We start from the raw sequence: 14,497 nt of genomic DNA on the forward strand, positions 1-14,497 counted from the left end.
AGCCAGGGTGTCTGCGCCTATGCCGGAGCCATGTGTCCCTAGGGGGTGTCTTTCGGATCTTGCCGGGCTCGCGTGCCCTGGCACGCACTCCCCCGTAGCCCTTCGGGCACGGGAGGTGCCCCCACGCTGCGTTGCGTCAGTCGCCGACGCTCCGCGTCGGCTCCCTCCTCCGCCTTGCAGCTGCACGCACCGCAGTGACATCAGCCGCTCCGCGCCGGGCCGCTCACTGATCCGGCCTGATCCAAAAGACACCCCCTACGCCGGGGCCACCAGCAGCGGCCGGGCCCGCTCCCGCAGCTCCACCACCCGCGGCTCGTCGCCGTACGGCTCCAGGCGGTGCAGCAGATCCCGTACGTATTCGGTGGTCCGCGCCGAGGAGATCCGCCCCGCGACCTCCACCGCGCGCGTGCCCGCCGCGCACGCCGCGTCCAGATTCCCCGACTCCAGTTCGGCGACGGCCGACACCACGAGGCGCAGCCCGTGCGAGCGCACGAATTCCTCCGTCGGCCGCGACAGCGCCTGCTCCGTGAAGCGCCGTACCTGCCGCGGCGCCTTCAGATCGCGGTAGCACTCGGCCGCGTCCGCCGCGAACCGGTCGTAGGAGTAGAAGCCCAGCCAGGACGGGTCGGCGTCGCCCTCCCGCGAGCGCTCGAGCCAGCCCTCGGCGGCCTTCAGTGCCGCCCCCGCCGCCGGCGCGTCGGTCGCCTTGGCGTGCGCCCGCGCCTCCACCAGCCGGAAGAAGCTCATCGTGCGGGCCGTGGCCAGGCCGCGGTTGCGCTCAAGGGCCGCCTGGGCGAGGTCGACGCCCTCGTCCGCGAAGCCGCGGTAGGTCGCCTGCAGGGACATTGAAGCCAGTACGTACCCGCCCAAGGGCACGTCCGCCGCCGCCCGGGCCAGCCGCAGCGCCTGGATGTAGTACCGCTGCGCCGCCTCCTGCTGACCGGTGTCGAAGGCCATCCACCCGGCCAGCCGGGTCAGCTCCGCGGTCGCGCCGAACAGCGCGCGGCCCACTTCGTCCGAATACGACCCGAGCAGCAGCGGAGCCGCATCCACCCGCAGACACTCCGGCACCATGGATGAACGCCAGTCCCCGCCCCCGTACTTGGAGTCCCAGCGCCGCGCGTCCTCCGCCGCCTCCCGCAGCTTCGCGACGTCGCTGTGGCCCACGCGGGCGGGAGTGTCCTCCGTCGCGTCCAGGGATCGCTCCACCGAGGAGTCGGCGGGGGTTATCAGCCAGCGGGACGCGGGCGTGGCGTAAGCGCTCACTGCGAAAGAACCGGCCAGCGACTGCCAGATGCCCCCACTGCCCGCCCGGCGGCCCGCAAGATCCAGACGGTAGAGCTCGGTGGCCGATTTCACCGCCTCGCCCACATCGCGCGGGAAGGCGAGCCCGACCTCGGGGGCCGGGTCGGCGTCCGCGAGGCCGATCTCGTGCAGCGGCACCGGCCGCCCGAGCTTGGCGCCGATCGCCGCGGCGATGAGATGGGGCGCGGCGCCCTGCGGCACCATGCCTTTCGACACCCATCTCGCCACGGACGTCTTGTCGTAACGAAGTGTCAGCCCGCGCTGCGCTCCGAGGTCGTTGACCCGCCGGGCAAGGCCGGCGTTGCTGATTCCCGCGAGGGCGAGAACGGTGCCGAGCTTTTCGTTCGGCCCGCGTTGCTCCCTGGACATGCGCCACCCCTCGACACACAGACGGCCGCCGCGTCGCTGTTGGCGCACGGCATTCGTGCTGCGTTCTCCCCGGTGAACACGTCCTTGGATCCCGGCTGCAAAAGCGTCTGGCCGAGCCCCTGGGAATATGCGCCCCTGAGGAGAACAACAGTAAACACAGCGTAGTTCGCCGCATCCCGACCGTTAAGAGGCGGTGTTCCGTATGGCGAGATTGTTGTGCGTTGGAGCAGACCGTCCGTGAAGTGCGGGGTCGTGGCGTGCTCCTGAGCGTGCTCCGGGTGTGTGGCCGTGCGCCCGTCCGTGCGCTCTGGTCCCGCTGGTGGGGGAGCGCTTCCATGAGTCCTGCGTGGGTCGGCCCACTGCGTACTGGAACCAGTGGGCTGGGGGAATCCGCTGCCTTCAATCCCCGCGGGTGGCGGACCGGTCCGGGAGGCGTGTGCCGCCTCCCGGACTGTGTTCTGCGGGGGTTACGAACGGATGTACGCCCCGCAGATTGGCTGAATGCCGACTGTCCCCTGTATCCCTTTTGCGACTTTATGGGCGTTGGTCGCTCGCTCCGCCGCGCCCTGGACCGTCGTCAAATCGCCAATGCCAGGGGCGCGTTCACTTTTTGCGCACGCGACCCGGAGACCCTCTTCTGCGCCGCCTTCGTGGCAGCATGTTCCCGAACGGCGGCATGTTCCCGTGCGGCTGCATGCTCCTGAGGTGCTGCCGAGCGGCTACGGTCCCGGGTCTGAGTTCGTCCACAGCCTGTGGAGGCGCGATGCGGTGGTTGGTGGGCTGGAGCAGTGTCGCCGCAAACTTCGGTACGGCCGGGGTCGTCGGGGCGTCCGACGAGGGCCGCACCGTCCACCCCGTCGGGTCCCAACTCCTATGGGGAGACCCGGATCCGCTCTGGGCGGTCGGCGACTGGCGCCCCGACGAGGTGCGTGTCGTCACCGTGGACGCCTTCACCAAACTGGCCGTCCTGGGCTGCTGCGCGGCCAGTGACGAGGAGCTGAAGGTCGGTCTGTTCGCGGCGCGCGGTGGCGCGTTGCGGCATCTGACCGCGTGGGGGGGCAGCTATACGGCCGTCGCGCAGGTCGGCCGCCGGATAACGGTCGCGGGCGATCTCGCCGGGGCGAGACCTGTCTTCTACACGCCATGGGCGAACGGCACCGCGTACGCGACCGCCGCGCTGCCGCTCGCCGACCTCATCGAAGCGCAGCTGGACATCGGGCACTTGGCGGCGCTGCTGGCCTGCCCGGAGACGCCGGAGGCGCTGCGCGACTCGACTCCGTACGTCGGTGTGAAGCGCATCCCCGCGGGGCACGCGCTGATCCTGCGCGAGGGCTCGCGCGAGATCACCGGATACGAGCCGGTGGCCTCGCTGGCCGTCGCCGGACCGCAGATGGAGGCAGAGCGTGCGGTCGAGGGGGTACGGGACGCGCTCGTCGACGCCGTACGGGCCAGGCTCACCGCGCCCCGGCACGCGCCCGAGACCCTGCCGCCGGACCCCGGGCCCGTCCCCGGAATGGGCCCGGCGGCCCGGCGCGCCGCCCGCGGGGGTCCGGTACCCGGCATCGGCGCCGACCTCTCCGGCGGCAGCGCGTCCGGCACACTCGCGCTGCTGGCGGCGGGGCTGCCCGGCGTGCCGGGAACGGTCCTCGGCCATGGCACCGGCGCGGGAGAGCGGCTGCTCGCTGTCACCTTCAACGACCTGGCGACGGGCGGTCGCGAGGTGGAACACGCGGCCGAACTGGAGCGGGCCCGGGCGATCGCCGCGAATCCGCGGCTGCACCACGTGGTGGTCGCGGCGGGTGAGGAGTCCCTGCCGTACGCGGATCTCGACGGGCCGCTGACCGACGAGCCCGCTCCGTCCCTCGTCGTGGCGGAACGGCACCGCAACCGGCTGGCGGCGGGCAGCGCGGACCACTTCACCGGGGCGGGGGCGCGGCAGGTCCTGGACGCGCATCCGGCGCGGCTCGCGGATCTGCTGCTCGACCGGCGCCGCCGCCATCTGATGCGGCCCGTCGCGGCGTTGGCACGGGCCGAAGGGCCCTCGCCCCAGTCCCTGTTCATCCCGCTGACGGTGTACCGGGCGGCGCGGCGGCTGGCGCGTACGCCCTACCGCACCGGCCTGGAGCTGGCGGCGGACCACCTGCTGGCCGCGAACCGTCCGCCCGGCCGCGCCCACGACGGCCCCCTGGGCGCGTCGCTCGCCGCACTGACTTGGTCCCGGCCGGGCCCCGCGGCGCGCTGGCTCACCGGTGAGGCGCTCGCTGAAGTATCGGTTCGCCTGACGGAGGCGGCGATGCGCCCGGTGTCGGTGCAACGGCCCGGCGAGGCCCGCGCGCGGGCGGCGCTGACCCGCCACGCGTCGGACCAGCGGATCCTCGAACAGGCCGCGGAAATCCGCAGCCAGCGCCTGCACGCCCCCTTTCTGGACAACCAGGTCGTACGGGCCTGCCGCGACCTCCCCGAATCCCTGCGGGTCCGGCCGGGCGCCCGCGCGGAAATCCTCCGCCGGGTCCTGGCGGGCGCGGGCATCCACGACCTGCCCCCGGGCTGGGGCGCGACGACCCACACGACCTCGACGACGGCGGCCCGCACGGGCCTGCGAGCCTCGCTCCCGCACCTGATCGCCCTGTTCGACGCGCCACTGCTGGCGGATGCGGGCCTGGTGGAGGCCCGCGTGATCCGCAAGGCGCTACGGGCGGCCTCCGAGGGCGAACCGGTCCCGCTGGACGGCCTGGCGGACCTGATCTCGACGGAGCTGTGGCTACGGAGGCTGCTCTCGCGGCGTGGCACGTGCTGGACAGGCACGGCGGCACCGAGACAGCGGGCGGTGGCGGGAGGCGTCCCCCCGAGGCGGACGCTGCAGGCGTAGGGGGTGGGGCGGGGTTACCCGGTGCGGCGTCGGTGACGGTCTGGCGCGCCTGGGGTTGCCGGTGCCGCGGTGGTAGCGGGTTCGGGGTTCGGGGTGCGGGCCGCGGGGTTGCCCGGTGCCGCGGGGCGGGCGCCTGGGGTCCGCTCCGGGGTGGAGCCGGGACTGCATGATTTACGGCGCGTCTCGGCCGTACCGAGGTGCGCGGGGGTCCCCGCGCCACAAATCACGCTTACGTCCCAACTCCACCCGCTCCGCGGCCCCTTACCCGGCGGCGGCAACTGGTAGCCCGCGCCGCGAAGCGGGCGCACTGGGGGTAGGGGGCGCCAGCCCCCACATTTCCTTCCCCTTTGGGGGCCTGGGGCCCGCCCCAGTTTCGGGAAGGGGCGGGGTGGGGGAAAGGAACCCCGGACTGCAATGCCCCTGCCGTCGCGCGCGCCCCGGACCCGGAACGACGCGGCCGGGTCCGTCAGCCGCAGCTGATCTGCGCCTGGGCCCAGTCGCCCAGCGCCGCCGAGTCGAGCGCCGTATGCGGCTCCACGACCAGCCGGATCGTCTTCAGCCCGGCGAGCGACACATGCACCGGCACCGCCGCCTGCCCGCGGCGGATCACCGGCGAGCGCCACAGCCGCCCCCCGTCGCCGTACACGGAGAAGCGCACCGCGCCCATGCCCAGCGTCAGATCGTCGACGCCGACGAACGCGTCGTAGGCGGTGCAACGGCGGTTGAGATCGATCGTCACCGACGACGTGGCGTGCACGGTCACCCCGTGGCCGTACCGCCTGCCGTCGATCGACATGCCCGAGCGCTGCCAGAGCCAACTGCTCCCACCGAGGCGCACCTCGGGCCGGGTGTGGTCGCCGAACACGTCGTACTTGAGCCGGTTGACCTGGTAGACCTTCGGGACTGGCGCGGGCGGCGGGGTCGGCGGTGTCGGCTGCGGCTTCGTCGGACCGGGGGCGGGCGGGGCCGACGGGGCCGGCGGGAGGGGCGGCACCGGCCTGGGCGGTGTGTCCATCGGCGTCGTTCTGGGCCCGGGCGGCAGGGTGGGCGCCGGAGTTGGCCGCTGCGCGGGATTGTCCGGCGGCGGAGCCGGCTGCGCCGCGGGCGGCGCCGGAGGCTCGGGCTTCGGTGACGGCGCGGGCTTCTGCGGTACGACGGGCACCGAGACGCCCGGCTCGGCCCCGGCCTTCGGCGCCGGCTCGGGATCGTCGCCCGACATCCCCCACACCAGTCCGGCGGCTGCCGCGACGGCCAGCGCCGCAGCGATCCCGGCCTTCGCCGGGGCACCCAAACCCTCCGACACCGCGGCACCACCGGCCGCGCCTCCGGAAGCACCCGACGTACTGCCTGTGGCCGCGGCGACCGCACCCGCCCCTGCCGCGCCCGCGGCTCCGCCGGCCACGATCCCGACGGCCTTGAGGGAGTACCCGGCGGCGAACCAGCCGATGACCGCGACCGGCAGCAGCGCCGGAATCCCGGCGTTGACATGCGCCAGCTCACCCGCGGCGAGACGGCACTTGGCGCACTCCTCCAGGTGCTTGCGCAGACCGAGTTCGGCCCGCATCCGCAGGCCCCCGCGGGCATACGCGCCCAGCCGGTCGGCGTACCGCGCGCAGTCACCGCCGGAGGTGAGCGCGGTGCTCACATGGGCTTGCAGGTAGGCCTGCTTGAGGCCCTCGCGGGCCCGGCTTGCCAGTACCGCCGTGGCGTTGGCGGTCAGCCCGAACAGCGGCGCGACCTCGCTCGGCGATTCCTCCTCGACGGTGGTGTGCCAGAGCACGGCCTGCCAGCGCTCGGGCAGGGAGCGGAAGGCCCGCATGGCCAGCGACTGCTCCGCTTCGTGCATCGCCCGGACGTCGGCGCCCGGATCGAGGGTGCCGTCGCTTGCGGCGCCCGTGCTGCGGACGGCCTCCGCGGCGAACACCGCGAAGTCCTCGACCAGTTGTTCCCGCTTCGCTGTTTTCGTCCACGCGGCCGCGACCCGCCTCACCGTGGTGAGCAGATACGCCCGTACGGCCTGTTCGGGTCCCGAGCCTCCCCGCACCGCCTGCAGCGTCCGCGCGAACACCTCGGCGGTCAGGTCGTCGGCGGTGTGCGCGTCCCGGCAGCAGGTGAGCGCGTACCGGCGCACCGAGTCCGAGTGGCGACGGAACAGTTCCTCGTACGCACTGTCGTCGCCGTTGCGCATGCGCCGGATCAACGCGGCGTCGGACGTGGGCAGTTCACGCGGCGGCGGAGGGGATTCGCGACCCGAGGCCTCGCGCTGTGGCGGCACGGCACACTCGCCCGCACCACCCGAAGCGTTGCCCTCCGAACCACTCGCACCGATCCCGGACGGGCCGACGGGACCGGGCACACCAGCGGGACCCGGCACACCGGCAGGACCCGAAGCTCCGGGCGCGCCGGACGCCCCACCGGGCCCGCCCTGGCTCGGCACCTGTCGCGAGGGCAGTCCGGCTGCCTCCCCGCCGCCTGCGCCGCCGAGCGGCTTGTCCCGACCCTCACCGCTCATCGCGGAAGCCCCCGTAAGCACCAGCAGACCCGAACACCGGGCCAGGGTGCCACAGAGCTGCCGCACATCGAGCCCTTGTGCACGGCAACCACTCATCCGGGGCGACTTCCCCGAACCCAGCCCTATTCGTCACTCGTTCGGGGAAGACTGAACCGGCCTTGCCCAGAAGTCAGTTGGTGCCGCGGTTCGGGTAGGAGCGCGCTCAGGCGGAGCGGGGCCGCAGACCCTCCAGCAGGATGTCGAGGAGACGGGCCGAAGCCGCCGCCTGCTGTACCGCATCCGGCAGCGAGGGCGCGGCCGTGGCTATCACGAGCAGCACGTCAGCGACGGTCACATCGTCGCGCAGCTCGCCCGCCCCGCGCGCCCGGTCGACCAGTTGCCCCACGACCTCGAGCAGTTCCTCCGAGCCCGTGTCCTCCTGCTCCTCCACCGGCACCGGACGCGGTCCGACCACCCGCAGTTCGGGCTGTGCGCCGACCCGCTGCTGCGGCACCCGCGCCTCGTCCCGTACGACAACGGTCGACTCCTCGGACTCCACGCCCACCCGCAGCACCTGCGGCGGCAGCAGCCGTCCCGCGCCCGAAGCCACCGACGTACGCAGGAAACGGGAGAGTGCCGACCAGGGCTCCTCCTCCTGCCCCAGAGCCGTGCGCGCCTGCTCGGTCAGCCGGGAGGTCTCCTCCTCGGCGATCCGGCGCACCAGCACGTCCTTGCTCGGGAAGCGGCGGTACACCGTCCCGACGCCGACCCTGGCGCGACGGGCCACGTCCTCCATCGGCGCGCCGTACCCCAGCTCGCCGAACACCTCGCGTGCGGCGCGCAGTACATGCTCGAGATTGCGCTGCGCGTCCACGCGCAGCGGCGCGGAGCGGCCGGCCCCGCCCGATCCCGCCCGCCCGTTCCCGTCAGCCGCCGAACCCGGCGCGGCAGCAGCCTGCCAATGCGAATCCTGAATGGTCATACATGTTCCCCCGGTCATGATGTCTCCCCCCGGAGACCTCCCCGCCTGTCCGCCGGGCGTGCCTAGTCCGGGCACCCCGACGAGGTACGAACATAGTTGAGCCAGGGTCAATTCAGAAGGGGGTAGTTCCGCACGGAGCGCCCCCCGATCGGAGCAAGGACCGGAACATTCCCTAATACGCCCCCTCGCGCCACCCCCCTCATATGCCCTGACCTGGGCACCTTCCCCGCCAGGCGGCTCCGCTCCCGCGCGCAGTGGCGCAAAGCCTCCGGTCACACAATTTGCCGGGGCTGTGGACAAACGCCCGAGGCCGTTGCGTCATGGGATGGTGAAGGCCTCTAACTCCCGGGGGACGACCCCCGGCCCCCCGCCGGGAACGCGCATTCTCGTCATCGGCGGCGGCTACGTCGGGATGTACACGGCACTGCGGCTCCAGCAGAAGCTGAAACACGAGCTCGCGCGGGGCGAGGTGGAGATCACCGTGATCACGCCCGATCCGTACATGACGTACCAGCCCTTTCTCCCGGAAGCGGCGGCCGGCTCCATCTCCCCCCGGCATGTCGTCGTCCCCCTGCGGCGGGTGCTCGACAAGTGCAAGATCGTCATCGGTGAGGCCAAGGCCGTGGACCACGCCAAGCGCACGGCGACGGTCACCACCCTCGCGACCGCCGAAGAGCGCACCGGCGCCGTGGAGATCACGTACGACGAACTCGTCATCGCGCCCGGATCGATCTCCCGTGCCCTGCCCATCCCCGGTCTCGCCGACTTCGGCATCGGCTTCAAGACCGTGGAGGAAGCGATCGGACTGCGCAACCACGTCATCGAGCAGATGGACATCGCCTCCTCCACACGCGATCCCGCGATCCGTGACGCCGCGCTCACCTTCGTCTTCGTCGGCGGGGGCTTCGCGGGCGTCGAGGCACTCGGCGAGCTGGAGGACATGGCCCGCTACACCGCGCGGTACTACCACAACGTCAAGGCCGACGACCTGAGGTGGATCCTCGTCGAGGCCAGCAACCGCATCCTCCCCGAGGTCGGCGAGGAGATGGGCAAGTACGCCATCCGCGAGCTGCGTTCGCGCAATATCGACGTACGCCTCGAAACACGCCTGGACTCCTGCGAGGACCGCGTGGCGGTCCTCAGCGACGGCAGCCGCTTCCCCACCCGCACCGTCGTGTGGACCGCGGGCGTCAAGCCGGCGCCGCTCCTTGCCGCCACCGATCTGCCCCTCAACGAACGCGGCCGCCTCCAGTGCACCGCCCAGCTCACTGTCGTCGGCGTCGAGCACGCCTGGGCGGCCGGCGACGCCGCGGCCGTCCCCGACGTCACCGCTGGGGGTACCTCCCAGGCCGAAGGCTCTGGGGGAGAGCCGGGCAAAGAATGCGCGCCCAACGCCCAGCACGCCGTGCGCCAGTCCAAGGTCCTCGCCGAGAACATCGTGGCCTCGCTGCGCGGCGAACCCCTCAAGGAGTACGCCCACAAGTACGTCGGATCCGTCGCATCGCTCGGCCTCCACAGGGGCGTCGCGCATATCTACGGCCGTAAGCTCAAGGGCTATCCGGCCTGGCTGATGCACCGCACCTACCACCTCAGCCGTGTGCCCACCTTCAACCGCAAGGCCCGTGTGCTCGCCGAGTGGACCCTCGCCGGGCTCTTCAAGCGCGAGATCGTCTCCCTCGGCTCGCTGGAGCACCCGCGCGCCGAATTCGAACTCGCCGCGGGCGGCAGCGGCAGACGCCCGGGGCACGGCCCTGACACCCCGTCGAAACACGCGCCGCACAGCGGTCCCGACAGCGGCCCGCACAAGCGACCGGGCGAGGGTCCCGGCGGGAAGTAGACAACGAGGACTGTCAGTCCGGTCGGTCACACTGGACGTGTGACCATAGGTGGGCTCACACCTGCACAGAGTGACCCTTGGCGACAACCATTGAGGCTAGAAAGTCAGTGAACTTCACGCGTTGGAGCGCAAGGCTCCCCGGTACGCAGCGTCGCGCCGCAGGGCGGAGGACCGACCACGGGATCTCCCCCGCCCAGCGAGGGGAAGGCTCCGTGCCCGCGGCCCGCGGCGAGTTTGAACAGCAGCCGGAGCCCCTGCCCGACGTCCCCGCGCTCGACGACTTCTCCGTACGGGAGATCCTCGGCCCTCTGCCCGCCCTGGTCGCCCTCGTCCACGGCCCCGAGCACCGCGTCGCGTATGTCAACGACGCCTATGCCGCAGCCTTCGGCTCCCGCCGGACGGGGGCCGCGGCGGCCGACGCCTGCCCCGAACTCGACGAGCTCGGGCTGCTGCCGCTGATGGACCAGGTGCTGCGCAGCGGCAAGCCGCGCACGGTCAAGTCCCGCAAGGTGCGCGGCGGCGGCTCGTACACCGTCACCTGCCTGCCCGCCGAGAGCCCCAAGGAAGGCGGCGGCGTCCTGGTCTTCGCCGCCGACGTGACCGACCACGCGGAGGCTGCCGAGCGGCTGCGCGCCAGCGAGCGCCGCCACCGAGAGACGGCTGTCACCCTCCAGCGATCTCTGCTCCCGCAGGAGTTGGAGCAGCCCGACGATCTGCGTATCGCCGCCACATACCAACCGGGCGGCACGGACGCCGCGGTCGGCGGCGACTGGTACGACGTCATCACGCTCGGCGCCGGACGCACCGCGCTCGTCATCGGCGATGTCATGGGCCGCGGTGTGCGCGCGGCCGCCGTCATGGGCCAGCTCCGCACCGCCGTTCGGGCCTATGCCCGCCTCGACCTTCCGCCGCACGAGGTGCTCCAGCTGCTCGACGGCCTGGCCTCCGAGATCGACGCCAGCCAGATCGCCACCTGCGTCTACGCCGTCCACGACCCGAACGAAGGCCGGCTCGTCTACGCATCGGCCGGCCACCTCCCGATCCTCGTGCGGGACGAGGACGGCACGGTCCGCCGCGCCGAGGAGCCGACCGGCCCCCCGCTCGGCACGGGCGGCTGGCTCCACACCTCGGGCACCATCGCCCTGCCGCCCGGCTCCAGCGCGGTTCTCTACACGGACGGTCTGATCGAGCGGCGCGGCGAGGACATCGACGAGGGTGTGGCCGCGCTGGAGCGCGCGCTGTCCGGGGCGACCGGCGCCCCCCAGGTGGTCTGCGACCGGCTGATCCGCTCCCTGGGAGTGACCGCGGAACACGACGACGACGTGGCCGTACTGGTCGTCCAGCACCCCACGCGTACGGGCGCGTCGGCCGAGCTCTTCCACAACGCCGCCCTCGAACTGCTCGGCGGCGTCGAAGCGGCGCCACGCGCGCGTGCCTTCGCTTCCGGAGTCCTGGCTTCCTGGCGCTTCTCGCCCGAGCTGCACGACCTGGGCGTGCTGGCCGCCAGCGAACTGGTCGCCAACTCCCTCCAGCACGGCACCCCACCCATGCGCCTCAGACTCCGCCGCACCGACCGCCGCCTGATCATCGAGGTGACGGACGGCGACGATCACCTCCCGCGCCGCCGCCGCGCGGAAACGGAGGACGAGGCGGGCCGCGGGATTTCCATCGTCGCGACGATCGCCTCGTCCTGGGGGAGCCGCCGCACTCCGGGCGGCGGCAAAGCGGTGTGGTGCGAGTTCGCCCTGCCTGCTTAGGCGGCGGCTTCGAGCTGCGCGGAAGGCTTGTGCTGGGCCACGACCCGCGTCCTCGACACGAGAGACGGCTTGTCCTGTACGGGGGTCAGCTGCCTGCCCAGCCGCAGCGCCAGCACGCTGATACCGAGTGAGAACAGCACGAAGGTCACGATGTACGGACCGTGCAGCGCGGCTCCCATCGGCCCGCCGACGGCCGGACCGACCGCCAGCGCGAGCTGCTTGACCAGGGCGAATGCAGAGTTGTACTGCCCGACCATCGATTCCGGTGCCAGGTCGGCGACCAGCGGCGCGACGGTCGGCGACAGCATCGCCTCACCGAGCCCGAACATGCCGTAGGCCGAGATGAACGCGGCCGTCGCCATCGCCTGGCTGCCGTGCCCGAGGCCCGCGTACCCCGCGGTGATCCACGCGACGGCCCAGATCAGCCCGACGGCCGCGATCACCCGGGTACGGCTGCGGCGCTCGACGAACTTCAGCACCACGAACTGCGCGACCACGATCACCGCGGTGTTGGCGGCCAGTGCCGTCCCCAGCGTCGCGGGCTGGATCCCGGCTGCCTCGGTGCCGTACGCGGCAAGACCCGACTCGAACTGTCCGTAGCAGGCGAAGAAGAGGACGAACCCGAGCACACACAGCTGCACCATGGCCCGGTGCCCGAAGACCGCGCGCATACCGCCCCTGGCCTTGGCCTCGGTGTTCGCGGGCCGAGCCTCCTGGAGCGCGAGCGAGCGCGGCAGCCGCACGGTGAGCACGATCCCCGCCAGCACCAGGAACATCACGGCCTCGATGCCGAACAGCAGCGTGAAGCTGCCCGGGCGGCTCTCGTCGACGATGTGCCCGCCGATCAGCCCCCCGATGCCGAGCCCCAGGTTCTGCAGAAAGAACTGCATGGCGAAGGCACGCGTACGGGTGGAGGCGTCCGAGCACCAGACGATCATCGTGGCGAGGGCGGGCTGCATCACGGCTGTACCGGCGCCGAGCAGCGCGGCGGACAGGACGACGGTCGGCACGTTCGCCGACAGCCCCATGGACGCCGCCCCCACGGAGGCGAGCACCGCGGCCCCGATCAGCACGGGCAGTGGCCCGCGCCGGTCGATGACCCGCCCGGTGAAGGGCAGGGCGACGAGCGCGGCCATCGCAAAGACCGCGAGGACGACCCCCGCCGTCGTCGCGCCCAGATCCCGCACCTGCGCCACATAGACGTAGAGATACGGAACGGTGAAGCCGAGTCCGAACGCGCTCAGCGCGTTCCCCGTCTGAATCCGGCGCATCGCAGCGCCCATCGCCCTGGTCACACTCACCTGCCTCGAGGTCTTGATCCTGCTGGTCATCTTGGAGCTGAAGGGCTGAAGCCTGAAGACTTCAACACTAAAGTTAGATCCTGAACAATACACATCGAAGGACTTCAAGGCCAACTCGGCCGTGCGATACTTCAGCCCATGCCAACCGAGACCCCAGAGGGCCCCGGCCCCGAGGCGCCCGGCCCCGCCCTCCGGGAGCCGAGCCTCGACGAACAGATCGCGGCCTATCAGCGCGAGTTCGGTGACCTGGACCCGCAGGTCGAGAAGGTCGTCTCGGCCCTGGGCCGCCTCAACCGCCGGATGAACGTCGCGTACGGCCGCCAGGTCGCCGACCTCGGCATCAGCAGCGCCGAGTGGGAAGTCCTCAAGACCCTGGTGCTCGCGGGCTCCCCCTACCGGATGGGCCCGGGCGAGCTCGCCAAGCGGCTGGGCCTCACGCCGGCCGCGATGACCCATCGCATCGACCGCATGGCGGCCGAGGGCCTGGTCACGCGCGACCGCGACGAGAACAACCGGGTGCGCGTCATCGTGGAGCTGACGGACGAGGGCCGTACGAAGTGGCAGCAGGCGATGCGCATGGCCACCGACTTCGAGGAGGACCTGCTCCGGGACCTCTCCGCGGATGAGCGGGGCGTGCTGGGCGAGCTCCTGATCCGCGTCCTGCGCCGCGTGGAACACGCCCAGCCGGATGCCGGCGGCAGACTCACCGACCTGGACTAGAACGCTGGTCGGCGCCCTGAGGGCTGGAGTTGACACACCCTTCACCAGTCCGTAAAGTTCTTCGAGTTGTCACGGGGCCGGAACGGTTCTGCGACAGCCACTCCCGTCGCGAAAGCGGCAACCCAACTCAGCACGATCTCCCAGCCGGGACGAATTTCGGCATGCCGAAATTCATTTCGAAGACTCGATTATGAGTCGCCTGGGGAATCCGCTAGAGTTTGGCCGTCGGAACGGCTGAACGGCCGGAATGACAACCCGAGTTCGACCGGGAATCAGGCCCGAAAGGATCTGATAGAGTCGGAATCGCCGGAAAGCCGAAAGGCCGGAAAGCGAGCCCCGCCGACGGGGAATCGGACACGAAAGCGTCTGATAGAGTCGGAAACGCAAGACCGAAGGGAAGCGCCCGGAGGAAAGCCCGTGAGGGTGAGTACGAAGGAAGCGTCCGTTCCTTGAGAACTCAACAGCGTGCCAAAAGTCAACGCCAGATTGACAACCCCGGCCCATTTCGGTGGGTTGAGGTTCCTTTGAAAGTCCTGTCGGCCCATGTGGCGGGCAGGCAAAATAACACAGCGAGGACGCTGTGGATGACTGGTCTTATTCCGACCGGTTGTCCCGCTCTTGTGGTGTTCGACCCGATTACGGGTAAACATTCATGGAGAGTTTGATCCTGGCTCAGGACGAACGCTGGCGGCGTGCTTAACACATGCAAGTCGAACGATGAAGCCCTTCGGGGTGGATTAGTGGCGAACGGGTGAGTAACACGTGGGCAATCTGCCCTTCACTCTGGGACAAGCCCTGGAAACGGGGTCTAATACCGGATACCACCCTCCGAGGCATCTTGGGGGGTTGAAAGCTCCGGCGGTGAA

Annotated in this window: 8 protein-coding genes and 1 rRNA gene (1 of these 9 only partly in view); 5 read left to right on the top strand and 4 right to left on the bottom strand. The window is 71.3% G+C overall.

Annotated elements, in window-relative coordinates:
* Positions 1 to 255: 255 nt before the first annotated feature.
* Positions 256 to 1,674 carry an MFS transporter gene (locus OOK40_RS15150; protein ID WP_266480984.1) on the bottom strand — a complete coding sequence of 473 codons (1,419 nt, stop codon included), beginning with the start codon at positions 1,672 to 1,674 and terminating at the stop codon, positions 256 to 258.
* A gap of 763 nt (positions 1,675 to 2,437) precedes the next feature.
* On the opposite strand from OOK40_RS15150, the gene OOK40_RS15155 reads away from it, so the two are divergent.
* Complete coding sequence (locus OOK40_RS15155; protein WP_266480991.1) at positions 2,438 to 4,543, top strand: asparagine synthase-related protein; 2,106 nt, start codon at positions 2,438 to 2,440, stop codon at positions 4,541 to 4,543.
* Between the two features lie 466 nt (positions 4,544 to 5,009).
* Here OOK40_RS15155 and OOK40_RS15160 read toward each other — a convergent pair whose 3' ends face one another.
* Together OOK40_RS15160 and OOK40_RS15165 are read right to left on the bottom strand one after the other, a co-directional pair.
* Entirely contained in the window at positions 5,010 to 7,055 is a 2,046-nt protein-coding gene (locus OOK40_RS15160; protein WP_266480992.1) for a sigma-70 family RNA polymerase sigma factor, read from the bottom strand.
* Positions 7,056 to 7,257: 202 nt separating this feature from the next.
* Positions 7,258 to 8,016, bottom strand: a complete 759-nt coding sequence (locus OOK40_RS15165; RefSeq protein ID WP_266480993.1) for a TetR/AcrR family transcriptional regulator — start codon at positions 8,014 to 8,016, stop codon at positions 7,258 to 7,260.
* Between the two features lie 325 nt (positions 8,017 to 8,341).
* Between OOK40_RS15165 and OOK40_RS15170 the strand changes: the two genes are divergently transcribed.
* Positions 8,342 to 9,853: an NAD(P)/FAD-dependent oxidoreductase gene (locus tag OOK40_RS15170; protein ID WP_266480994.1), complete on the top strand. Its 1,512-nt coding sequence runs from the start codon at positions 8,342 to 8,344 to the stop codon at positions 9,851 to 9,853.
* A gap of 107 nt (positions 9,854 to 9,960) precedes the next feature.
* Positions 9,961 to 11,610 (top strand): SpoIIE family protein phosphatase, encoded by a 1,650-nt coding sequence (locus tag OOK40_RS15175; RefSeq protein WP_266480995.1) that lies wholly within the window; start codon positions 9,961 to 9,963, stop codon positions 11,608 to 11,610.
* Here the strand turns inward: OOK40_RS15175 and OOK40_RS15180 are convergent.
* Entirely contained in the window at positions 11,607 to 12,893 is a 1,287-nt protein-coding gene (locus tag OOK40_RS15180; RefSeq protein WP_266481749.1) for an MFS transporter, read from the bottom strand. The two genes, OOK40_RS15175 and OOK40_RS15180, sit on opposite strands and share 4 nt — an antisense overlap.
* A 156-nt stretch (positions 12,894 to 13,049) precedes the next feature.
* On the opposite strand from OOK40_RS15180, the gene OOK40_RS15185 reads away from it, so the two are divergent.
* Positions 13,050 to 13,631 carry a MarR family winged helix-turn-helix transcriptional regulator gene (locus OOK40_RS15185; RefSeq protein WP_266480996.1) on the top strand — a complete coding sequence of 194 codons (582 nt, stop codon included), beginning with the start codon at positions 13,050 to 13,052 and terminating at the stop codon, positions 13,629 to 13,631.
* A 649-nt stretch (positions 13,632 to 14,280) separates the two neighbouring features.
* Positions 14,281 to 14,497, top strand: a 16S ribosomal RNA gene (locus OOK40_RS15190); it runs 1,309 nt beyond the window's last position.

Source organism: Streptomyces sp. NBC_01481, assembly GCF_026339995.1.
Lineage (GTDB): Bacteria > Actinomycetota > Actinomycetes > Streptomycetales > Streptomycetaceae > Streptomyces.